Genomic DNA, 22,918 nt, shown 5'->3' with positions numbered 1-22,918 from the left:
CCCGTTGGTGCCACCATGCGAGCAATCACTTATGACCGCTTCGGCGGTCCCGACGTCCTGGAACTGACCGACCTGCCCACGCCCAAGGTCGGACCCGACTCCGTGCTGGTGCGTGTCCGCGCCTCGAGTGTGAATCCCGTGGACTGGAAGGTTCGCGAGGGCTATCTCGCCGAGATCATGGAGACCGTCTTCCCGGTGGTCCCGGGCTGGGACGTCGCGGGAGTGGTCGAGCAGGTCGGCCTGGACACACCTGAGTTCCAGGTCGGCGACGAAGTGTTCGGTTACGTCCGCAAGGACGTCGTCGGTGGGGAAGTGGCGGGCGGGACGTTCGCCGAGTTCGTCGCCGCCCCGGTGCGCACCCTGGCACACAAGCCGTCGAACTGGTCGTTCGAAGAGGCTGCGGCGCTCCCGCTGGCCGGTCTCACCGCTCTGCAGACCATCCGCCGGGCCGGAGTTCAGTCCGGAAACACCGTGCTGGTCCATGCCGCCGCGGGCGGAGTCGGATCGTTCGCCGTGCAGATCGCCCGGTCCCTGGGCGCACGCGTGATCGGGACGGCCTCGGAGTCGAACCACGACTATCTCCGCAGTCTGGGCGCCGAGCCCACGACGTATGGCGAGGGCCTCACCGACCGGGTACGGGCACTCGAGCCGCAGGGTGTCGACGTCATCCTCGACTACGTGGGCGGCGACGCACTCGACTCGGTCGAGGACGTGTTGCGCGACGGCGGCACGGTCGCCTCGATCACCGACGCGCGGGCGCGCGACGAATTCGGCGGCCACTACGTCTGGGTGCGTCCCGACGCCGCGGATCTTGCCGAACTCGCCCGACTCGCCGACGCAGGCAAGATCACGCCGGAGATCGCGGAGGTGTTCGATCTCGCTGATGCTTCCGACGCGCACGAGCAGAGCCAGTCCGGTCACGTGCGCGGCAAGGTCGTCATACGCGTCGCGAGCTAATGACAGCACAGGTCATCTAGTCGAGGTTCGCCTCTGCACGTAGGTGCGTTCGACCCCGCTGGGCCCTCGCAGTCGGTCCCGCGCAGAGGTCGTCATCCAACACGACAGGCGGCTCGCGGTCATCGTGCGACCACCGATCAAGGCGTCTCCATCGTCTGGGCGCGACGGATCTCCTCCACAGCCCGGGTCACGTACTCCATCGGGTCGACATCGGCACGCGCCGTGAGGTCGGCGATGACCACCAGGGCAGCAGCGGTGGCCTCGGCGCCCAGTAGGTCGGCGGATGGCAGCGCATCGGCGTCGGCGGTGTCGCCCACTCCCAACGCGCCTGTCAGCACGAGGGCTACCGCTGCGGGACTGACGGCGGAAGTCCATGAGGCGGCGGCACGGCTGGTGCTGGTCATCACCTCGGACACATCATCGCCGGTCAGACCATCGGGGAACACGGTCTCGAGGAGTTCGCGCATCATGAGTGCATGCACCTCCCGCGACTCGGGGTGCAACGCGAGAAGGTCGGTCGCGGTACCGAACGCCTCGGTGTCGTGGGCGCGAGCCGCACGGATGGCTTCCCCGGTGGTCTGTGCGACCCTGTCCGCTATCGGCGACCGCTCGGACCGTGACTCATTGTGCGGCATAGGAATTACCCTCCCTGTGTGTTCGGCAGTGAAAACTCACCGTCGGAACCGGTGGCGCTGGCGGCTGCTGACGACTGCAGTCGTTCTATTTCAGCGGAATTCGGGTTCGTGTGCGGACACACGCCCGGCGGACGGGGGCGAACGGTGAACCAGACCGACCACAGGCATGGTAGGTCATCCCGGTCACCGACTGTCACATCGCTCGACAGACCCCGGATGCTGTACTTCGACAAAGCCTGTCGGGCGGTTCGCCGCTGAGCACAATCCACTTGGAACGCGCGGCTGCACAATGCGTTTCGTCACACGTGACGAAACGCAACCTGCGGCCATGTTCACGACATAGGCAAGGACTCAGTCTAAGAGCGGCTAGCGTCGGGTGTCTAGTCGAGTGGCACGTCGGCGGCCTGCTTGTCACCGGCGATGACCTGCTCGACGTCGGAGAGGGTGTAGCCGGTCACCTCGACGAGGAAGTGCAGGTAGCCAGCGCGGGCCTTGACCTGGCTGCCGCCGAGGTAGTTGCGGTCACCGACGTTGCGCCAGGCGTCTTTCCACATGTGCGCTTCCCGCGACGCAAGCGCGATGCCGAGTCCGATGATCTGGGCGCGGTCGGCGGTGGTGGCCTGCTCGATCAGCTCGGCGGGCTCGCCTCCGAGGATCGTGGCCGCGATCTCGGCGGCGTTGCCCTGCATGCTGTTCGCTCCGAACATGTCGTGATGGGCGCGCATCGATTCGGCGATGAACTTCGCGACCTTCGGGGCGCTGCCCTTCGGCAGGGTCTTGCGGACCAGCCACGCGGTCAGCATCTCGATCCGCACCTCGCGGGCGGTCACGCTCGCGGTGTTGAGGACCCGCACCCGGCGACGTTCCTGCTTCCGGGCCTCCTTCTCGTCATCGCTGAGGTCAGCGGTGGCGGTTGCGCTGCTCGGGGTGCTGTAGGTACGGAACCTCATTCCTAGGTCGCGGAACTCGCTGACATACCAAGTGGTCTCGATTGACCGGCTCGCCTGGCGAGTGAGGGCACGCGGGTCGTGCAATCCCTCGTCGGGCTGGGCGTCAGCGGGGGTGTCCTCGTCGGTGAGGTCCAAGTCGATCAGGTGCTCGTCGATGCTGTTGCCCTCGGCGTCGACCCACCCTTCGGTCACGTCGGCCCACACGTAGGCGAGACGCTGACTCACTGGCACGTCCTCAATCTGTACGGGCTTACCCTCGGCGGTCTCGATGTGTTCCAACTGGGCGCGGGTGTGCCGGTGCTCGGGTCTACGGGTCACGGCCTCGATGCCGTCGGCGGTGTAGACGGCGACCTGGGCCAGCAGCTCGACCCGCTCGTCGGCGTTGTCGGCCAACTGCTTGGCCTGATGCTCGAACACGCCGCGTGCGGCGGCGTCTAGGAGCCATTGCTGCGCTTCGGGGTCGTGGTCGTAGGCCGCGACGGTCGCGGACTGCTCCAACGTCAACCCCGCTCCCTGCTCGATCAAATCCAGGGTCGTTTCGGACTTCGCCAACGCGAGGGTGGCGTCCACGTCCTTCTTCTTGGTGCGGATCGTCTTGGCGATCTTGGTCGCCGACATCCCGGCCAGGGAGAGTTGTTCGATCGCGGCCACGCGGTCGCGGGTGCGGAGTCCTTCGCGCTGGAAGCTGGCCAGCTGCTCCACGATCCGGTCGATGGTCAACGCCTTGTCGTCGGCGTCGGACGCGACCGGCACGACGTAGACCGGGACGGTGGCAAGCTCGGTTTCGCGCGCGGCCAGCGTGCGGCGCTGCCCGTCGCGTACCCGGACCTCGCCGTCGACCTCGACAGCGAGGATGGGTTGGCGCACGCCGTCGCGGATCGAATCGACGAACTCGGCGGTCAGGGTGGCCTCGGCCTCGGTGCGAATGTTGGTGTCGATGACCAGATCGGCCGGGTTGAGGTGGCGCAGCTCGCCCGTCGCGGTGACGGTCTCGGTGGTGGTGTTGTGTGTCATGGGGTTTCTCCCTTACTGTGGTGGGTGAGACCCCGGCCAGCTTGACCCTGGCCGGGTTTTCTTTTGTCCGCGTACCGGATTGCGACGCGGAAGCTTCTTTTACAGGTCGCCGATCTCTTCCCAGTGGGCGATCGCGTCGGCGGCGGCGAGGGCGGGGGACAGGTCGTTGTTGTATGCGTCTTTCCAGCCGAAATCGGGCAGGTCGCGGTGGCTGAATCCGTTGGTGCGTCTGCGGATTGCTCGGTCGACTCCGTACATCCACACGGCGAATTCGCGGTCGCCGTCGGCCTCGGTGAGGCGGTTCGGTTCGTGCTGGGCGATCTGGTCGGCGGCGGCGTCGACGTTGGCGGGGTCCTTGGTGGCGATCCAGGCGTTCATGTCGGTGGGTCCTTTCGGGTTGTTGTGCGGGTTAGTCGTGGGTGAAGGTGCGGCCTGCGCCGAGTTGGTCGATTCCGCAGCATTCGCAGAGCCAGTAGCCGGGTGGGTCGATGTCGTCGGCCTGGGTCAGGTAACCGTGATCGGCCATGAACGCCAGGACCTGGGCGGTGCTCTCGGTGTTGAGGGCGGTCATGTCTCCGTAGGCGACGGCGACCGCGCAGCTGTTGCACAGCTGGTAGGCGGTGGTGGTGGCGCTGGTCATGGTGACCCCTCCCGTTGTGAGTGCTGGTTTGCGTTTGCACTGGCCATCTCTTTGCCGGAGGGAGTGGGCTGCAAGGGAGGAAGTGAAAAAGTCATCCGGGCCGTAGGCCTGCAAACCCGTAGGGCGGGTTAGTTTTTCACGCCCTTGCGGGCCGCGAGTGGAGGTAAGAGAATGCGGCAGGGCAACGCAAACCAACTCAGCCCGAAGGGCTCAGGGCGCGGCGTAGCCGCTCCGATGAGGTGACGGCGCAGCCGGCAGACAAACCGCAACCGGTCGGGGCCGGCGACCTCGTCTCGGGAGGTCGGGCACACCGGACGCACAAGGCAGTCGGGGTGATTGTGCGGGAGCGACGCGGGCCGCGGTAGGGCTCGGTGTCGCGGCAGCACAACGTCGTCTTTGAAAGTGGGCGCATCTCGTGGCGCTCACGCCCTCGTGGTGGGTGCGGCGGCGGATGCCGAGTCGATCAGTACTGACGTAGAAGCCACGGCGGGTGGCCTCGAAGCTCAGTGCGGATACCTGGCCTACCCAGACTCCGATGAGATCGTGACACCGGACGGCAAAGGTCGCTTTAATTCGTTTCAGAATGGCTCATTTACCCCACAACTGGCGCACATCCTGTCAACGAACCTATTATGGACATTTGGGCGGATGCTGGATATGAAGCCGGAAAGTGGGGTTAGCCCATCGCCGCACCGGTCATCGACCGCATCAACAACAAGGTCTTTAGGGTCCTCTCCGAAATGCTCGGCCATCAGAGGTAGCGCGGTGGATCGACCGTAGGGTCGTCGTCGATGGTGTCGACGTGCGGGTCGGCGAGAATGTTGGTAACCGCAAGGGAGCTGGCACCGAAGGTGGCGAAGTGCGGGTTGACGTCTCTGACGACACTCCGTGCACGGTCCGCCGGCCAAACGAACGCCGGGATCGGCCAAGAAGACCCGAACGGCGCGCGGCGTGGTTGTCGTCCCACGCGGCCAGATCAGCCTCGCCTCGCACAGGTAGTACCGACGGACGCTATGCCGCCGCTGCTCGTTATTGATGTTGATCCTCACGGCACCGGTTCGCCCGCACAGGGTCTCGACATGACTGACCAACGGCCCTCGTGAATTAACCCCTGGCTCAGTGGGTGACCGGTAGTAGCACTCGTCGCGAGTGGTGGTGTGCTGCATTCGAGCGAAGTTCTGTACACCGCGAGAAGCGCCTGAGACAGTGAGCGGGTGAGCCCGTCGTGAACTCGCCCCGGCCGTGCATGGTCGGAAGAACGTGCTGAGCGTCGACGAACTCCAGCCAGGCGGGGGCGCCTAGGTGTCTGCGTTGCCGTTCTTCCATTGTGGCCACGGGATGTTCCAATCGCCGAGTCCATCAACTCCCGGCAGTGTGTCGGCGTTGGTGTTCTTGACCGTGACGGGGTCACCGCGCAGGGTGTTCTTCACGAGCCATTCCGCGTCAGTGGGACTCAGGTTTGGGCAACCGTTGCTGACGTTGCTGCTGCCTTGCGCCGACATCGACCACGGTGCGCCGTGCATGTAAATGCCGCTGTAGGACATTTGCACCGCCCATTGAACGGGTGTGCGGTATCCCGCTGCGGACTCGACAGGCACTCCGTAGGTGGACGAGTCCATGATGATGTGCTCGACGCGATCTCCGATCATGTAGATACCGCGGGGCGTCGGAGTGCTGTCTTTGCCGAACGAGGTCGGCATCGTGCGGATGACCTTGCCGTCTCGTTTGACGACTATCGTTTTGGTGTTGTCGTCGGCAACGATTTCCTGAGCTCGGCCAATCGTGAAGTCGTAGGACAAGTTCTCGTCGCCGTAGAGCCCGTCGCCGAGGTCGACTCCGTAAATGTTGACGGCGACACTGACTTTGGTGCCCGGCGTCCAGAAGCGTTCGGGCCTCCACCGGACTTCGGAGTCGCTGATCCAATAGAACGCACCCCGCATCTGGGGGTCAGACGACACGGTGATCGCCGCCTGTGCCTTCTTTCGGTCGGGGATGGGATCGGCGAACCGCACCCCGACTGTGTGGGCGATCCCGACGGTTTTCTCGCCGAGGATGGCAGCGCTGGTCAGTGACTCCGGTGAGGTCGTGGTGAAGCGCTGCGAGACGACCGATCGACCGCCCACGCCCACGGCCTCGGCTTGAACGGAATACCGCTTCGAATATCCCAGGGGTTGGGTGCTTGTCCACGTTGAGCCGTCCTCGCTCAGTGAGCCCGCCAAGGGACGGCCGCTGGCTGTGGGGATACGGACGTTTGTCAACGCGCCGCGGCTGGCCGTGACAACAATAGGAAGCCCAGGTTCGACAACCGCGTTGGGCGCGAGTCGACCGCCACCTTCGGTGGCCACAGCAATGGAAGGCTGTGCGATGTCGGCGAAGCTGTCAACGGCCTGAATCTCGTTGCTGTAGGCGGCGCCTCCGGTTGAGCTGCACGAGGTCAATAACATCACCACAGCCGTCAGGGCTGCGAGCATCAGCAGTCGCGGAATACCTGCCCGGACCGACCCGCGGCATCCACGAGCGCTCGAGCACTGCGGCTGCGCACCGTAAGCCGCCAAGAGATCACGTGGCTCTTCGATAGCTCGAGTCCTTCTTACGCGGCCCATCGATTGTGGCGAACCCTCTCACTCGGCGCCTGGACTAGGTTTACTATCCACGATAGTAGTTGAATGCTGTGCGCTCCTCTACCCGCTGCACAGCGCGAGAGAAGGTTCGAAACGTCTTCGTGGTGGGCGACCGCCGAGCGGTCACGTCGACCTCATTATTGCCGTGTGGCGACACCCCACAGGTAGTCCCCGCCGATGCGTGTTCGCCACCGCTCGCCGACGTCGAGGCCGTGGTGCGACAACTCTCGCGACACCTGCGGGACCACTCGTCCTCATACCTCCCGCGCGCCGATAAGGCGGGTCGTCCGACGACGTAGACTCCCCGGGTTCTCAACCACGGTGCAGGATCGAGTTTGGGTCCATCTTGCTGCCACACCTTGTAGTGCAGGTGTGGGCCGGTGGAGTAGCCGCGGTTTCCTACCGTTACGATCTGCGCGCCGGCCAGGACTCGCTGCCAGACGCTCACCAGTGTCTCGCTGATGTGCCCATACACGCCGATCGTGCCGTCGTCTTGCAGCACTCGCATCCACAGCCCGAGGCCGGCGGCCTTCGATAACCGTCCCCGCCCAAGGCGATCTTTGAGGTCGCGGGTTCGGTGTGCTCACGCAGCTGTGACACGCGCAGCAAGTTCGTGGGGTAGTCGGGGCTGCTCGTCTCATCGATAACGACAGTGACGTCTTCGAAGACGTGGCGTTTCTGGGTGCCGTCAGGTGGTCGAGAGTGACCACCCAGGTCGGCCGGGTGCCACCGTCTGTCAGATCCTGCTCGTGGAGTGGGTGGAGTGGACGTGATCAAAAGCGCGTCCGGATCTGAGTCGCCTCCTTCCTTCGTTGCTCCACACGAGTCCGTTAGCTGAGCGTGTAGAGCAATTGTTCGTTTGCGGCGTATGCATTTTCGGCGTTTCTGGCGACCAGCGCGTTGACACTATTGATGGTGCTGCGTTGTTCCCAGTGTGTGCCGTCTGGGCTGCGCCAGACGGTGTCGGCGGTGTCGATGCCCCAGAGCGTGCCATCGGGTGCGGCCGCCAGGAGAGCTAGGGCCGGCGCATCGGGAACGGTTGTGAAGGTCTGGGCGTCGTCGGTGCTGTGTTGCAGGCCATCTGGGGTAGTCGCCCATACGCCGCGGTCGGTGATCGCGAGTGCTGCTGCGGCCAGGGGCGCGCCGGGGGTCCAGCTTCTCCCGTCATCGGTCGATACGAGCAGGCCGTTGATTCCGTCGAAGCCTACGAGTAGTTGTCCGTTGGTGGCGAGCGCGTGGAAGTCGATGTCGCCGGCCACCGATCTCGGTGTCCATGTCTGCCCGCCATCTTCGCTGGCGACGAGTCCCAGCGGGTTGGGTGCCGAGCTCCGCGGGCCGGGATGGCCGGAGGCGAAGATCCGATCAGAGCCGGTTACCCCGGCCAGTCCCATGAAGTCGTCGTCGGAGACGCCGACCCGGCTGGTGGTTCCATCTGCGGTGAGGGCGATTACGCCGGTGTGAGTTCCGGCGAGGATAGTGCCGTCGGCGCGGATGTGCAGGGCGTGGAGGTGATCGAGTTCTGGGGTCAGTGTTGCGCTCTCTGCTGAGGTTGCCGACGGTGGTGGGGATGTGGGTTGTTCCCGGGTGGAGCAGCCGGTTAGCACAATCAGCGTGGCGATGACTGCGAGGACGACCGCAGCGGTGCGGTTGGACGGGTTTGAGGCAGGCAAGCGGCTAGGACTTTCGTGTGGGTAGGACTGAGTTCGGGCGTGGGTGGTGTGGTGATCGGGGTGGTGGCGAGACCGGGTAGGAGCCGCCCTAACCCTCTGGGGGTGTCGTGGTCACGACTTCTGGATGGGGGTGGAAGGCTGTGAAGGCTTTTGGCCGCAATGCTTTTGGAGGACGAGGGAGATGAGGACGTTGCCGAGGTGGTGACGTGCCCCGGAGAGGTCGCCGATCGCAGCGAGGTGGCGGACGAGACCGATGTGTGCGGCGAGGTGGCGGCGTCGGTTCGAGGTGACGCTGAGGTGGTGGGCGCGGTGGAAAAACTGGTGGGTCGAGTATGGCGTGGGTGCTCGGTAGACGTCTCGCATGGCATGCAGATACTGACGACGGTGGTCGTCGGGGGGCGAGTGCGTCTCCTTCGGGTTCTCGGTCACGGCGCATTCCTCGGACTGGTACGCGCAGGCCGGGTCAACCCGCGTCAACTAACTACTATAAAACCTAGTAATTGGCGGCGCGGTCGGTGCCTGAGTTGCGGCGTCACCGACGAACTTCTGGGGCATACTGGCTGGTGGTGCAGGTGGTGGGTCGCCGGGAAGGTGTGTTGAGTGTGGGTCTCAGCGAGCTGACGGCGGGGCGTCGAGGATCGAGGCGAACGATGGGTGAGCATCCATGAGTGCAGCGGTGGTGTTAGTTGTTGCCGCGGGTGTGCTGGGCTGGTTGTGGCCTCGATGGATGGTTCGGGTGCAGGGCCGTATCGATGCTCGTTGGGTGTTGGTGGCCTGGCCGGCCGCGCAGGTCGTGTTTGCGATGTTGTGGGTGGGAGCTGTTGTGACGCTGGCGGTTCCCGGCCATTTCGGCATCCATTCGTTGTCCGAGGTGGTGTCGTGTCTGCGGGTGTTGTCACACGGCGCATCCCCGCGGGTGGAGGCGATCTCCGGTGGCGTGCTGGCGGTGGTGACCGGGGCAGCGATTGTCCGAGCGGTGACGATCGCGGTGCGATCGGCGGTGCGGATGCGTGGTGCTCGTGAGGAGTATCTGCAGTCGTTGCGGTTGGTGGGCGCCCGCAGTGAGCGCTATCCCGACGTGTGGTGGCTCGCCGACGGGCGGCCGATGGCGTTTTGTCTGCCGGGCAAGGATGCCGGGATCGCCGCCACGACCGGGTTGCAGGCGGCGTTGTCCGGTGAGGAACTCGATGCCGTCGTTGCTCATGAGCGCGCACACCGGCGGCAACGTCATCACACCGTGGTGTTGGCGGCCCGCGCTCTCGGGCGTGCGTTCCCGCTGATTCCGTTGTTCAGCCGCGCGGGCCGTGAGGTCGCCGGCTTGGTCGAGCAAGCCGCCGATGCCCGCGCGGCCCAGCTGGTGGGTGCGCGGGCGGTCTGCTCGGCGTTGGGAACGTTGGCCCGTTCGGGGCCCGTGGCGGGCCCGGTGGGCGTGTTGTCGATCAGCGATTCGTCGTCGGTGGGGCCTCGGTTGAGCCGCTTGGACTCCGGTCACCGGTGCCGGTCGCGACGTCATCATGTGGGTGCTGCCGCGGCGGTGGCTGGTGTGGTGGCGGTGCCGACCACGCTAGCGGTGTCCGGTGTCGTCTCGGCGATGGTGATCGCGATGTGTGTGTAGCCGAGACCGACCCGGGCAGGTCCGACCGCTAGGGGTTGTTGAGAAGCTGCTGCATCCTCGCAATTTCGCTCTCCTGATCAGTGACGATCTGACGTGCCAGAGCGATCGCCTCGGGCGATTGGCCGTCTTGAATCTCGGTCTTGGCCATGGCGATGGCGCCGCGATGGTGTTCGATCATCTGGGTCAGGAACAGGCGCGACGCCTCGGCTCCTTGCGCGTCGCGTAGCTGCTGCATCTGTTCTGGCGACATCATGCCCATCATCGACGGCATCGGGGAGGAACCCGGCGCCATCGAGGTACCCATGTCCATGTTGTGTCCCTGGCCCTCGAGTGGGGCTCCCCATTGCTTCAGCCACGACTGCATCTGCTCGATCTCAGGCTGCTGAGCGTCTTTGATCTGCTGGGCCAGACTGACGACCTGGGGGTTGATGTTGTCCTTCTCCAACAGGATGTCGCTCATCATGATCGCCTGGGTGTGGTGCGGGATCATCTGCTGGGCGAACGAGATGTCCGCGCTGTTGTGTTCGGCAGAGGCCGCCGCTGACGATTCGGTACTGACCGTGCTGGTACCCATCCCCGACATCGAGGAATGATCCTCAGTCGAGGTGTCCGAACACGCGGCCACCACTGTCAGAACAGCCGCCGCGGCAGCAACGACGACACCGGTTCGTGTGACTCTCATCGATCTCCTCCTCAAGAGTGATACTTCGCCACCGCCCGGCGGCGCTTCGATAACAATTCTACTAACACCGATAGTAGTTAGTCGCCTGCCCGGCACCCACAAAACGGGCGGTGAACTGCGCAAACAAAGCCGCTAATGCCTGATTAGTTCGCTTCGTAGTGGAGCCGCGTGTGACTGGTGGGACACAAGTGACTTGTGGTGTGATCTCGCGGGTACACGCATGGCACTCGTGCGTGGGTCTACGACGTCCGCGGGAAAGGTCCGACCGCATGCAGATGGTGTTGACATCGCTACGGGTCAAGGCGGGGCAGCAGTGGGGCCCCAAAGCGCTGGGGGTGGCGGCGGCGGTGTGCGTGGGCGTTGCGCCTGTGATTGCCACCGCACCGGCGGCGGCCTCAACCGATGGACATGTGGCCGGGGAGCTGATCGCGATCGTGCAGGACTCGGTGAAGGCCGCTTTGGGTGGTGCCGCGGCGGCGAATTTGGGGAAGCCGATCACGCAGACGGCGTCCTGCCTGGGCGCTCAGGCCCAGTCGGGCAGCGTCGGCGATGCGGGCAGTGCAGCCGCACTGCAGTGCTTCGGCACGTTTTCGCTCATTGATCCGATAGACGGGTTCCGGATCATCGACGCGTTACCGCTGGCTCGGCTGGTAGCCACCCTGATCGCCGCAATCGTGCCGCACGATCCGAACGAGCCGCATGGCCCCCAGCCGCAGGAACCCGGAACGCCGACACCGCTGCTGCCCGGTAGTGGCGGTGCGGTGGCGCCGACTGCGGGCGAGATCACGTCCACCTTCGGTGACGGACGGGGCCATCAGGGCATTGATATCGGCAATGATCTGGGCGCGCCCATTGTCGCGGTAGCTGACGGGGAGGTCATCACCTCCGGACCTGCCGAGGGGTTCGGGTTGTGGATGCGGATCCGGCACGATGACGGCACGATCACCACCTACGGCCACAACGACGAGAATCTGCTCGAGCAGGGCGCGCGAGTACGGATGGGCCAATCGATCGCCACAGTGGGCAACCGTGGGGTCTCGACCGGCCCGCATCTGCATTTCGAGGTTCTCGACCCGACGGGAGTCAACGTCGATCCGGCACAGTGGCTGGCCGATCGCGGGGTGGTTCTGGCGATGGCCGCTGATGCAGACGCCCGCGCGCCGGGGCCGGTGGTGCCGCAGTGGGTCGGCGAACCACGCCTGTGACGAACCCGGCGTGGTGGGTGGCTCAGGAACGAACGAGGCGAGCGATGGCCGCCGAGGCTTCAGCGATCTTCTCCTGTGCCTCGTCGCCGCCGGAGTGGGCGGCATCGAGCACGCAGTGGGTGAGGTGGTCGTCGAGCAAACCCAGCGCGACCCCCTCCAGTGCCTTGGTCAGCGCCGAGATCTGGGTCAGGATGTCGATGCAGTACTGCTCCTCGTCGACCATCCGGTGGATACCTCGGGATTGGCCTTCGATGCGCTTGAGGCGGGCCAGGTATTTGCCCTTATCGCTGATGTAACCGTGGGAAGAGTGTTCCGAGGCAGAGGATTCTTCCGGGGTGGAGGATTGTCCCGGTGCGGACGCAGCGGTCATGGACTCACCTTCTCAATGGATCTCGGTCGGTTGTGCTGCAGTCCACGCACTGTACTCGCGCCTGGCTGCAGGTCGAGTCGGCGTAACAGTTGCGCGTTGAGTGCGACCACGACCGTCGAGGCTGACATCAGAATCGCTCCGACCGACATCGGCAGGACGAACCCGATGGGCGCGAGAATTCCGGCGGCCAGCGGTACAGAGATCAGGTTGTATCCCGCTGCCCACCACAGGTTCTGCTTCATTTTTCGGTAGCTGGCGTCCGACAGCTCGATGACCGACAGCACCGAGCGGGGGTCGTCGCTGGCGAGGATGACCCCGGCCGAGGCGATCGCGACGTCGGTGCCGGCCCCGATCGCGATGCCCACATCGGCCTGGGCCAGGGCGGGGGCGTCGTTGACGCCGTCGCCCACCATCGCCACCTTGCGGCCTTCGTGCTGCAGTTCGGCCACCTTGCTGGCTTTGTCTTCCGGCCGTACACCGGCGAACACCCGATCGATACCGAGGTCGTGAGCGACGGTGTGCGCCACTGCTTCGGCGTCGCCGGTAATCATCACAACCTCGACCCCGCGGGCGTGCAGCACCTCGACGGCTTGGCGGGATTCCCCGCGCACCTCATCAGCAAGTTTGAGAGCTCCAATCAGCTCAGTGTCGCGGGTGACATGCAGGATGATTGCGCCGTCGGCGCGCCAGCGATCAGCGATGGCCAGTTCCTGATGGCCCTGTTCCTCGAGCATGCGGGGCCCGCCCACCCGCACTGTGGCGCCCTCGACGCGAGCGGTCACACCGACCGCCGGTGACGAGGTGAAGTCGGTGGCCGCCGGCACCGGCCGCGCGCGGTCTCCGGCAGCTGCGACAATCGCTCGCGCCAACGGGTGCTCACTGTCGGCTTCGGCGCTGGCGGCCAGGGCGAGCACGGTGTCCTCATCGACGCCGTCGGCGGCCGCGATCTCGATGACCGTGGGCTCACCCTTGGTCAGGGTTCCGGTCTTGTCGAACAGCACCGCATCCACAGTGCGCATGGCCTCAAGTGCCAACCGGTCTTTAACCAGCACGCCGCCGCGGGCGGCGCGTTCGGTGGCAATGGCCACCACCAGGGGGATAGCCAAGCCGAGTGCGTGCGGGCAGGCGATGACCAGCACGGTGATGGTTCGAATCACCGCCTGGTCGGGTTGGCCGATGACCGTCCACACGATGGCGGTGATGATCGCTGAGCCGAGCGCGAACCAGAACAGCAGCGCTGCAGCGGAATCGGCCAGCCGCTGGGCGCGGGAGGTGGAGTTCTGCGCGTCTGCCACCAGGCGCTGAATCCCGGCCAGCGCCGTGTCATCGCCGGTGGCGGTGATCTGGACCCGCAGCCCCGAGTCGGTGGCCACCGTGCCGGCCACCACCTGATCGCCGATGCCGCGGCGCACCGTGCGCGATTCTCCGGTGACCATGGATTCATCGAGCTCGGCCGAGCCGTCTACGACGCGACCGTCGGCCGGCACGCTGGCCCCCGGGCGCACGATCACCACATCTCCGACCTGCAGCTCACTGGGAGCAACCGTGGTGATCTGGTCGCCATCGACGCGTTCGGCCTCATCGGGCAGCAGCGCGGCCAGCGAGTCCAGGGCCGAGGTCGTCTGGGCCAGCGACCGCATCTCGATCCAATGCCCCAACAGCATGATCACGATGAGCAGCGCCAGTTCCCACCAGAAGTCCAGTTCGTGGTGCAACACACCGATGCTCGCACCCCAGGACGCCACGAAGGCCACCGTGATCGCCAAGGCGATCAACAGCATCATTCCCGGTGCACGCGACCGCAGTTCTGAATAGGCGCCTACCAGGAACGGCCGCCCACCCCAGCAGTACATCACCGTACCCAGCACCGGTGAGACCCACTTCAACACTTCACCATCGGGTAGGTCATAGCCGATGAGCATCGCGAACATGGGCGAAAAGGCCACGACCGGCACAGCCAGGGCCAGCATGATCCAGAACAGCCGCCGGAACTGCCCGACGTGATCACCATGCCCCCCATGCCCAGCGTGATCATGGTCTGCGCGGGCGCGCTCAGCATGGTGATCGTGGTGGTTGTGTGACGCTGCGGCGAGTTGGCCGTGGTGGCGTTCATCGGCGGCGTCGTGACCGACGTGCTCAGGGGAAGAGTGCTCGTTCATGCCGCTACCTTATACCCCTGGGGGGTATATGTCGAGGGGTTGGTGGGTGGAACTGTGGACGATGAGTGGGGCGGGCTGGTGAAGGCGCGCAGCCGCAGGCTGTTGCTGACGACGAACACGCTGGACAACGCCATGGCGGCCCCAGCCAGCATGGGGTTGAGCAGTCCCAGCGCGGCCAGCGGTATCGCGGCGACGTTGTAGGCGAATGCCCAGAACAGGTTCATTTTGATCGTTTTCAGAGTGGTGCGTGCCAAGGCGATCGCGTCGGCGGCAGCGTTGAGGTCGCCGCGGACCAGGGTGATGTCAGCGGCATGCATGGCGGCGTCGGTGCCGGTGCCCATCGCCAGCCCGAGATCGGCGTGGGCCAGGGCAGCGGCGTCGTTGACGCCGTCGCCGATCATGGCCACAACCTTGCCGTCGGATTGCAGGTCGGTGATGACGGCGGCTTTGTCGGCCGGCAAGACGTTAGCGATGACGGTGTCGATACCGACCTCAGCGGCCACGGCATCGGCGACGGTCTGGTTGTCGCCGGTCAACAGGATGGGCGTCATACCCAGTGCGGCGAGCCGGGCGATGGCGTGTGCGCTGGTGGGTTTGATCGCATCGGCGACCGCCAGGACCGCATGGGCGCGGCCGTCCCAGGCGACGAGTACGGCGGTCTGTCCGGCTTCTTCGGCGGCGGTCTGCGCCTCGTTGAGGTGAGGGTCATCCACGGCGATGCCGTGTTCGGCCAGCAGCGTCGGACGCCCGACGGTGACCACACGTCCCTGGACCAGACCGCGCACGCCTCGACCTTCGAAGTTGCGGAAGTCGTCGACCTCGTCGAGCGGCCCGACTTCGGCGGCTGCACCAGCAGCGATGGCGGCCGCGACGGGGTGCTCGGAGGCATTCTCCACCGCCCCCGCGAGGGCGAGCACGTCTTCGCGAGTGGTGGAGGGAGCAGTGGTGACCTGGACGAGTGTCATCTGTCCCGTGGTGACCGTGCCGGTTTTGTCGAGGACAACGGTGTCGACGGTTCGGGTGGATTCCAGGACTTCGGGGCCTTTGATCACGATGCCGAGTTGGGCTCCGCGGCCGGTACCGACCAGAAGTGCGGTCGGGGTGGCCAGTCCCAGAGCGCAGGGGCAGGCGATGATCAGCACAGCGACCGCGGCGGTGAACGCCGCTTGCAGGGGATAGCCGGCGCCGATCCACGCGCCGAGGACAGCGATGGCGACGGCGATGACCACCGGCACGAAGACACTTGAGATCCGGTCGGCCAGTCGCTGGGCGTGGGCTTTGCCGGTCTGGGCGCGTTCGACCATCGCGGCCATTTGCGCGAGTTGGGTGTCCGCTCCCACGCGGGTCGCCCGCACCCGCAGGTGCCCGCCGGCGTTGACCGTTCCGCCGGTCACGGTGTCGGCGGGGGCAACCTGGACTGGCATCGACTCGCCGGTGACCATGCTGGCGTCAACTGCCGAGGTGCCAGACACCACCACACCGTCGCTGGCGATCTTCTCGCCGGGCCGCACAATGAACTCGTCGTCGACGGCGAGCTCGCCGATCGGTATCCGATGCTGGTGGCCGTCCCTGACCACCGTGACGTCTTTGGCGCCCAGCTCCAACAAGGCCCGCAACGCCGCACCGGCTTGCCGTTTGGACCGCTTCTCGAAGTATCGGCCGGCCAGGACGAACATCGTGACCCCCGCGGCGACCTCGAGGTAGATGTTGCCTGCACCGTCAGAGGCGCCGACCGTCAGGGTGAATCCGTGGGTCATGCCTGGTTGTCCGGCGGTGCCGAAGAACAACGCATACAACGACCACAACAGCGCCGCGGTGGTGCCGACCGAGATCAGGGTGTCCATCGTGGCCGCGCCGTGGCGCAGGTTGAGCAACGCGGCGCGATGAAACGGCCAGGCCGCCCACACGATCACCGGCGCGGCCAACGTCAACGACGCCCACTGCCAGTAGGTGAACTGCAACGTCGGGACCATTGCCAGCGCGATCACCGGTACCGAGAGAACCACCGCACCGATCAGTCGGTGACGCAAGGCCACGAGCTCCCCGTCGTCGTCCGAAGGGTCGTCGTCGGGGTCGGCGCCTGTGGGAATGGCGGGCAGCGCAGCGCGGTACCCGGCCTGTTCGATGGTCTCGATCAGCAGGTGGGGGTCGACACCGGCGCGTGCGCTGACGTGAGCTTTTTCGGTGGCGTAGTTCACCGAGGCGCTCACTCCGTCGAGTTTGTTCAGTGTGCGTTCGATGCGTGCCGCGCACGAGGCACACGTCATGCCCGACACGGCGAGTTCGACATCGACGGTGCCTGTCTGCTCGGCGGTGGCCGCAGGTGGGTGGATCGGAGCTGAGGTGGTCATGGGGAAGTTCCTCGAAGGGTGAGCGCCTCGGCGCAGTGCCTCGGTGCAGTGGCCCCGGGGTGGCGCTGGTTAGCGAGTTAGTGTCCGGCGTGCGGATCGGCCGAGGGGGCCGTGGAGTTGGTTGTCGGGGCCGGGGCGCCGGTGGGGGCGTCGAGAACGAAGGTGGCGGTGTGCACAGCGCCGTCGACCTGGAAGTCGAGGTAGAGCAGATAGCGGCCCGGGGTGGGGGCGGTGGTGGCGAAGCGGACCTGTGGTCCCGCGAGTTGACCGGCGGTCGGTGCCGCGCCCTCAGGGTGAACATGCAGGTAGGCCAGGTCGCCCTGACGCAGAGCCACCAAGTGACCGAAAGCGCCCAGATACGGCTGCAAGGTAGTGACCGGTTGTCCTGCTCGCCGCACGGTGACGGTCAATTCGGACTCGGCTCCCGCGCGCAGGTGCCCGGCCAGCTCGATGTCGAACCCGTCGACGGATGACTGTCGTGATTCGGCGGCGGCTGGGGCCGGCTGGTAGTCACCGCTGACTTCGACGGTGCTGGTCAGGGTGAGGGGTTGACCGGTGGCGGCGGGCACGAAGTCGGCATAGATCCGGTAGCTGCCTCCCGTCGCCCACTGCCAGGGCAGCGACCAGCGCCCTTCGGGCGAGAGAGTGGGGTGCACGTGTCGAAAGTAGGCGCCATCCGCGCGGACGACGATCAGGTGCAGCTGCTTGTCGTGCTCGGTGGCGAAGTCGGTGACCGCGGCCCCGGCGGCGTCGAGGATCTCAAAGCTCAGCGGTGCTTGCATCCCGGGCGCATGGGGTGCCACCACATTTCCCAGGATGAAGCCGCCTGCTGCCAGCGAAACCCCGCGAACCTGATCGGCACCGGGGGACGCAGATGATGACGGTTGGGCAGTGTGGCCGACATGGGTGGACTCGGCCGACGACGGTCGTGGCCGATCGGGTGCGACACCCGCGGCGATGGCATAGGCCGCGGCGAAAACTATCAGCAGAGCCGCAGCGAAGACGCCGAGCTTGGTTGGAACATTCATCGCTGGATTCCTGTCATCGGTGGTGGCGACACACACGCCGCCCGGAGAAGGGCTGAAGTCGCCAGTGGGCAGACACTTCAGCCCCTCATCGGCTACTGCGCCAGGTGGTAGCCGGCCTCTTCGACCGCGACGCGGATCGCGTCGGGCTCGATCGGGGCCGAGCTGGAGATGGTGACTTGCCCGCTGGCCACGTCGACCTCGACGTCGGTCACGCCGGCCAGTGCTCCGACTTCTTCACGCACCGACGACGCGCAGTGCCCACACGTCATTCCGGAGACGATCACTGTCGATGTGCTCATGAGATGTGCCCTTTCGGTACAGCAGTGGTGCCGACGACCCTCAGGAGGCCTGTCGCTGTGGCGTCTCGCCACACCACCTTTATACCCTACCCCCCTAGGGTAATCAATGGGTGGAGGTGGGTTGAGCTTCGGTGGGGGCGGAGACGCTGAGCCATCCGCGGCGGTGCAACATCAACAGGGCGGACGCCGCCGCTATGCCGGTGAGGACCAAAGCGATCCACACCAGTTCGGGCATGTCGCGGGTGGTGGCCGCGCTGAACAGCCACCCGGTCGCGGCATTGCCGAGCAGAATCCCGATCCCGACGATGGTGTTGTAGAGCCCGTAGTGGGTGGCGACAAGCGTGCCGCGGGCCAGTCCCACCACAGTGTCCATTTCGAATGGGAACACTGCTGCGGTGGCGGCGGCGAGCAGGGCTGCGGTGAGTAGCAGTGCGGCGATGTTGAGGGCGATGTTGCGCTGATGCGTTGCGGCGCTGGCGACTAGGGGCAGGAAAGCTGCAGCCATCAGTGTCATTCCCACGCTCAGGCTGCCGGTACTGCCCCAGCGGTTGCCGAACCATGCGGTGATGCGTAGCTGTCCGGCGATGGCCACCAGACCGGTCACCACAAACATTGCGGTGACAATGCTGGTGGCGAGGGTGGGGTTGTCCGCTATGCGGTCGGCGTGCAGGGGCAGCGCGAGGTAGACCTGAAAGGACAGCACATACGAGCTGGCCATCGCCACAGCGAAGAGCAGGAATCGCCGGTTACGTACGACGCTGCGCCAGTCCTGAATGATCGAGGTGTTGCTTGGGGCTGGTGTTGTTGCGGGTAGCGCTTTGATCTGCACGAGGGTCAGGACCGCGAAAACTGCTGCCGCACACAGGGAGGTGAGCCGAAAATCCAAAGCGGTCAACGCCAGTCCGACCAGCGGCCCGAGCAGGATGCCGGCCTGGTAGAAGACGTTGAACACGGCGAATGCTTCGATGCGACGTTCACCGGCGTCGGCGGCCAGGTAGGCGCGGACGGCGGGGTTGAACAGCGCCCCGGCGAATCCCGTTGCCGCCGAGGCGATCAGGATCGCGGGCAGCGAACTGGCCAGGGCCAGTAGGATGAATCCGATGACCCGCATCAGGCATCCGGCGATGATGAGCGGTTTGTACCCCCAGCGGTCAGCGAGTGTTCCCCCGATCAGGAACATGCCCTGCTGGGAGAAGTTGCGTATCCCCAGGACCAGGCCCACTGCCCATGCCGCCAGGGCCAGCGGGCCGGCGAGATAGGCGGCGAGATAGGGCATGAGCATGTAGAAGCCGAGGTTGATGGTGAACTGGTTGACCATCAGCACTTGGCTGGGGCGATCGAAGCTGCGGAAACTGCGGTAGAGGCGTCGCATAGGTCAGCTCGTGGGCTCGGTGTGCGGCATGTGAGTGGGGTCGATGATGGTGGGGCACCGGGTCCAGCTACTCGCGACCTGGGTCAGCGGATCGTTGATGGTGTGGGGGGCAGTGGGCGCTGGGGCGTCCATCAGGTCGTGAGCTTGGCAGTACTCGTCGTTGTAGATGGTTCCGTAGTAGCGGGCGGGGCCATCGGGGAAGACCGCCGCGATGCGCGTATCGGCCGAACGAGTGCGAGCCAGCCAGCCCGAGACCAGGGCCACCGCGCCCACGCTCCAGCCGCCGGTGGCGTACTGCGTGGCGGCCAGGGTGCGGCATGCCCAGACTGCTTCGGCCGGCGCCACCCAGTGCACCTCACTGAACTGGTCGTAGGCGACGTTGCGGGGGTAGATGCTCGAGCCGAGTCCCCGCATGATCCGTGACTGTGCGGGCTGGCCGAAGATCGTCGAGCCGATGGTGTCTACGCCCACGACTTCCAGCTCAGGGTTGAACTGCCGCAGAGTATGAGCCACACCGGCTGAGTGCCCACCGGTGCCCACCGAACACACCAGGACATCGATATGGCGCAGCTGCGCGATCAGCTCCACACCCAGTGAGCTGTAACCGGTCACGTTGTCGGGGTTGGAATACTGGTCGGGACACCACGCAGCCTCGTCGAGTGCGAGCAGGGCGCGCACACGGTCGCGGCGGGCTTGTTGCCAACCCCCGACCGGGTGGGGCTCGCTGACGACATCGACCCGGGCGCCGTAGGCGGCGAGCATCTGCCGCAGGATCGGTTCCAGTCCGGGGTCGGTCACCAAGGTCACCGGATGACCGAACACAATGCCCGCTAGCGCTAACCCCAATCCCAGTGTGCCGCTCGTTGATTCGATGATCTGCGCCCCCGGGGCCAGCTCGCCGCGGGCGCGGGCGCGTTCGACCATGTGCAGCGCCGGCCGGTCTTTCATGCCACCGGGGTTGAAGCCCTCCAGCTTGGCCCAGAAACCGTGCCCGTGCTCGGCAAAGGGTTCTTCGATCCGCAGTACCGGGGTGCCGCCGACCAGCTGACGACTCAGCCCAGCACGGCGCGATGTGGCCTCGGCAGGGAAGGTGGTGGCGAATGGATCACTGGTGGTGAGGCTGTAGGAGACAGTCACACGGGCATCCTCTGCATCGATGGACAGGATGTCGCCGGGCCGAAAGCAGATCAACAGTGTGAGAGGGAACTGGGACATATCGTTCGGCGCGGCGACACCGCCACCTTGCCCACTCAACCTCAAGGCTGATCGGCGGTCGGGATCAAGATCTGCTCAAGAATGCCCGCGGGGTTGGATGGTCGTGTAAACCACCGCCACCATAGGGACGTGCCTCATGACCGCGTCATCGTCGACGACGACCTTCGTGGGCCGGCGGCCCGACCACCGCACGGGCTACACGCGCTGGTCATCGAAGATGAGCCTGACATCGCCGAGGTTGTCGCCGACTACCTGCAGCGCAGCGGATTTGTGGTCACCATCGCCCACGACGGCCAAGAGGGGATCGCCGCCGCACGCACGGTGAGTCCTGCGGTAGTCATCCTCGATCTGGGTTTGCCCTCGATCGACGGCGTCGAGGTGTGTCGGCAGTTACGCACCTTCACCGACGCCTACATCGTGATGGTCACCGCCCGCGCCGACGAGGTCGACACCATCATCGGTCTCGCGGTTGGAGCCGACGACTACCTCACCAAACCGTTTCGTCCTCGTGAGCTGATGGCGCGCATCGACGCCATGCTGCGCCGTCCGCGCCCGACCTCGGCGGTAGACACAGCACACCCGCGGACACTGGGGGAGCTGACCCTGGACCCACAAGGCCGTGAAGTGCGGGTAGAAGACACACTCGTGGAACTGACCCGCACCGAATTCGACGTTCTGGAAGCCCTGAGCCGACGGCCCGGTGTGGTGTTCAGTCGAGAACAACTGCTCACCGAAATCTGGGGACCCAACTGGGTCGGCGATGCCCACGTTGTCGAAGTTCATATCGCCAGCCTGCGCCGCAAACTCGGCGACAGCGCCGCGGCCGGTCGATTCATCCGTACCGTGCGCGGCGTGGGCTACCGGATGGGTGACGGCCAACCTCGAGGAGACAGCCATGAACGGTGATCGACGACGGGCACGTATCCCCGGCAGCTTCGGCTCCCGGCTCATGCTCGCTCAAGCTATCGTCATCGCCGGCGGCGGCATCAGCGTCGCGATCGTGGCACTATTCGTGGCTCCACACACCTTCCACGACCACCTCGGCCAAGCTCGCCTCGAGCCAGGGTCAGTTCAGGCCGACCATGTCGAAGCCGCGTTCACTTCCTCGATCGTCGTCTCAATGTCTGCCGCATTGATCACCTCGACGATCCTGGCCACGGCCGTCAGCTGGTTCCTGGCTCGCCGCGTACAACAGTCAGTCGCCAGTGTCGCCCGCTCAGCCGTGGCTATTGGCGCCGGCAACTACCGCACGCGCGTACCCGATCGCCAGCTCGGCACCGAGTTCACCCAGCTCAGCCGAGCTATCAACCAACTTGCACAACGGCTGGATTCACAAGACGACATCCGTAAGCGGATGCTGTCAGACCTTGCCCACGAACTGCGCACCCCACTGACCACCATCGGCGCGATCACCGACGCCATCGAAGACGGAATCCGGGCTCCCGACTCACAGACCTTTGACGTCGTGCGCACCGCCACCACCCGCCTGCAGCGTCTCGCCGAGGACATCGCGACCGTATCCAGCACCGACGAGCATCAGATGCCCCTCCACCCGGCGACGATCACTGTCAACGAACTGCTCATCGCGACCTACGAAGAAGCCGCCGACCTGTTCACCGACGCCGAAGTCACGCTGGGCATCGTCACCACCGCCGCGCGCGTACACATCCATGTCGACGCCGAACGAATGAGCCAAGTACTGCTCAATCTGCTCACCAACGCGCTGCGACACAGCTCCCCGGGCCAGCGAGTCGTAGTGAAAGCCGACACCGCCCCGGCACACGCGGTGCGCATCAGCGTCGTCGACTGCGGTGACGGCATTCCCCCTCAACACCTTCCACACATCTTCGACCGCTTCTACCGCACCGACTCCTCACGCACCAGAGACGCCGGCGGCAGCGGAATCGGCCTCACCATCGCCCGCTCTATCGTCGAAGACCATGGGGGCACCTTGCTCGCCGAAAGCCTGGGAGCCGGACACGGAGCCACCTTCACCATCACGTTGCCGACCACCACCCGACGTCACATCCACCGCAGCACCCCTGGAACCGAATTCTCCGTGGCCTTCAAACACCGCACGCGTCGCGGCGCTGCCGATGCGCTCCAACGGGACCAAGCTACTAACTGAGGTAGTC

The 22,918-nt window shown here is 65.6% G+C and carries 20 protein-coding genes and 1 pseudogene; 5 read left to right on the top strand and 16 right to left on the bottom strand.

The genetic code is table 11. The annotated features are described in order from the left end of the window. Window positions 1-15: 15 nt before the first annotated feature. Window positions 16-957, top strand: a complete 942-nt coding sequence (locus FFS52_RS08680) for an NADP-dependent oxidoreductase (RefSeq protein ID WP_137809393.1) — start codon at window positions 16-18, stop codon at window positions 955-957. A 137-nt stretch (window positions 958-1,094) separates the two neighbouring features. On the opposite strand, the gene FFS52_RS08675 is transcribed toward FFS52_RS08680, so the two are convergent. From FFS52_RS08675 to FFS52_RS08635, 8 genes and pseudogenes are all read right to left on the bottom strand, one after another. Then, on the bottom strand, window positions 1,095-1,592 hold the full coding sequence (locus FFS52_RS08675; RefSeq protein ID WP_137809392.1) for a hypothetical protein: 498 nt from the start codon (window positions 1,590-1,592) through the stop codon (window positions 1,095-1,097). A gap of 380 nt (window positions 1,593-1,972) precedes the next feature. Further along, window positions 1,973-3,556, bottom strand: a complete 1,584-nt coding sequence (locus FFS52_RS08670; protein ID WP_137809391.1) for a ParB N-terminal domain-containing protein — start codon at window positions 3,554-3,556, stop codon at window positions 1,973-1,975. A 99-nt stretch (window positions 3,557-3,655) separates the two neighbouring features. Beyond that, a complete protein-coding gene (locus FFS52_RS08665) occupies window positions 3,656-3,934 on the bottom strand; it encodes a hypothetical protein (protein WP_068970855.1) in 279 nt (92 codons plus the stop codon). A 31-nt stretch (window positions 3,935-3,965) separates the two neighbouring features. Continuing rightward, window positions 3,966-4,196: a hypothetical protein gene (locus FFS52_RS08660; RefSeq protein WP_068970854.1), complete on the bottom strand. Its 231-nt coding sequence runs from the start codon at window positions 4,194-4,196 to the stop codon at window positions 3,966-3,968. A gap of 1,298 nt (window positions 4,197-5,494) precedes the next feature. After that, window positions 5,495-6,667 carry an Ig-like domain-containing protein gene (locus FFS52_RS08650; protein ID WP_006357614.1) on the bottom strand — a complete coding sequence of 391 codons (1,173 nt, stop codon included), beginning with the start codon at window positions 6,665-6,667 and terminating at the stop codon, window positions 5,495-5,497. 436 nt (window positions 6,668-7,103) lie between these two features. Then, window positions 7,104-7,346, bottom strand: a pseudogene (locus FFS52_RS23865) (M23 family metallopeptidase); the annotation flags it as partial. A 301-nt stretch (window positions 7,347-7,647) separates the two neighbouring features. Further along, window positions 7,648-8,487, bottom strand: a complete 840-nt coding sequence (locus tag FFS52_RS08640) for a F510_1955 family glycosylhydrolase (RefSeq protein WP_035718240.1) — start codon at window positions 8,485-8,487, stop codon at window positions 7,648-7,650. 111 nt (window positions 8,488-8,598) lie between these two features. After that, complete coding sequence (locus FFS52_RS08635; RefSeq protein WP_010844644.1) at window positions 8,599-8,916, bottom strand: hypothetical protein; 318 nt, start codon at window positions 8,914-8,916, stop codon at window positions 8,599-8,601. A gap of 235 nt (window positions 8,917-9,151) precedes the next feature. On the opposite strand from FFS52_RS08635, the gene FFS52_RS08630 reads away from it, so the two are divergent. Further along, window positions 9,152-10,102, top strand: coding sequence for a M56 family metallopeptidase (locus tag FFS52_RS08630; protein ID WP_055477283.1), 951 nt, complete (start codon window positions 9,152-9,154; stop codon window positions 10,100-10,102). A gap of 28 nt (window positions 10,103-10,130) precedes the next feature. Here FFS52_RS08630 and FFS52_RS08625 read toward each other — a convergent pair whose 3' ends face one another. Next, complete coding sequence (locus FFS52_RS08625; protein ID WP_024499309.1) at window positions 10,131-10,784, bottom strand: DUF305 domain-containing protein; 654 nt, start codon at window positions 10,782-10,784, stop codon at window positions 10,131-10,133. 269 nt (window positions 10,785-11,053) lie between these two features. Here FFS52_RS08625 and FFS52_RS08620 point away from each other — a divergent pair, with 269 nt between their 5' ends. After that, window positions 11,054-11,989: a M23 family metallopeptidase gene (locus FFS52_RS08620; protein ID WP_005179985.1), complete on the top strand. Its 936-nt coding sequence runs from the start codon at window positions 11,054-11,056 to the stop codon at window positions 11,987-11,989. Between the two features lie 22 nt (window positions 11,990-12,011). Here FFS52_RS08620 and FFS52_RS08615 read toward each other — a convergent pair whose 3' ends face one another. The 7 genes from FFS52_RS08615 to FFS52_RS08585 all read right to left on the bottom strand — a co-directional run bounded on the left by FFS52_RS08615 (window position 12,012) and on the right by FFS52_RS08585 (window position 20,705). Continuing rightward, a complete protein-coding gene (locus tag FFS52_RS08615) occupies window positions 12,012-12,359 on the bottom strand; it encodes a metal-sensitive transcriptional regulator (RefSeq protein WP_137809389.1) in 348 nt (115 codons plus the stop codon). Further along, window positions 12,356-14,518: a copper-translocating P-type ATPase gene (locus FFS52_RS08610; protein ID WP_007239617.1), complete on the bottom strand. Its 2,163-nt coding sequence runs from the start codon at window positions 14,516-14,518 to the stop codon at window positions 12,356-12,358. The genes FFS52_RS08615 and FFS52_RS08610 overlap by 4 nt, the downstream gene beginning before the upstream one ends. Beyond that, entirely contained in the window at window positions 14,515-16,869 is a 2,355-nt protein-coding gene (locus FFS52_RS08605) for a heavy metal translocating P-type ATPase (protein WP_137809388.1), read from the bottom strand. The genes FFS52_RS08610 and FFS52_RS08605 overlap by 4 nt, the downstream gene beginning before the upstream one ends. 77 nt (window positions 16,870-16,946) lie before the next feature. Beyond that, window positions 16,947-17,897 carry a hypothetical protein gene (locus tag FFS52_RS08600; protein ID WP_006357624.1) on the bottom strand — a complete coding sequence of 317 codons (951 nt, stop codon included), beginning with the start codon at window positions 17,895-17,897 and terminating at the stop codon, window positions 16,947-16,949. Window positions 17,898-17,989: 92 nt separating this feature from the next. Then, window positions 17,990-18,196, bottom strand: coding sequence for a heavy metal-associated domain-containing protein (locus FFS52_RS08595; RefSeq protein ID WP_006438347.1), 207 nt, complete (start codon window positions 18,194-18,196; stop codon window positions 17,990-17,992). Window positions 18,197-18,299: 103 nt separating this feature from the next. Continuing rightward, window positions 18,300-19,568, bottom strand: a complete 1,269-nt coding sequence (locus FFS52_RS08590) for an MFS transporter (protein ID WP_006357626.1) — start codon at window positions 19,566-19,568, stop codon at window positions 18,300-18,302. A 3-nt stretch (window positions 19,569-19,571) separates the two neighbouring features. Beyond that, complete coding sequence (locus FFS52_RS08585; protein WP_035718250.1) at window positions 19,572-20,705, bottom strand: PLP-dependent cysteine synthase family protein; 1,134 nt, start codon at window positions 20,703-20,705, stop codon at window positions 19,572-19,574. A gap of 207 nt (window positions 20,706-20,912) precedes the next feature. Here FFS52_RS08585 and FFS52_RS08580 point away from each other — a divergent pair, with 207 nt between their 5' ends. Together FFS52_RS08580 and FFS52_RS08575 are read left to right on the top strand one after the other, a co-directional pair. Beyond that, complete coding sequence (locus FFS52_RS08580; protein ID WP_082653036.1) at window positions 20,913-21,689, top strand: response regulator transcription factor; 777 nt, start codon at window positions 20,913-20,915, stop codon at window positions 21,687-21,689. Beyond that, on the top strand, window positions 21,679-22,911 hold the full coding sequence (locus FFS52_RS08575; protein ID WP_137809433.1) for a HAMP domain-containing sensor histidine kinase: 1,233 nt from the start codon (window positions 21,679-21,681) through the stop codon (window positions 22,909-22,911). Before FFS52_RS08580 ends, FFS52_RS08575 begins: the two co-directional genes overlap by 11 nt. Window positions 22,912-22,918: the final 7 nt, after the last annotated feature.

It is taken from the genome of Gordonia sp. ALPHA1B1 (assembly GCF_005502615.1).
Taxonomy (GTDB): Bacteria; Actinomycetota; Actinomycetes; order Mycobacteriales; family Mycobacteriaceae; genus Gordonia; species Gordonia hongkongensis.
This window is presented reverse-complemented; position numbering and strand designations above follow the sequence as displayed.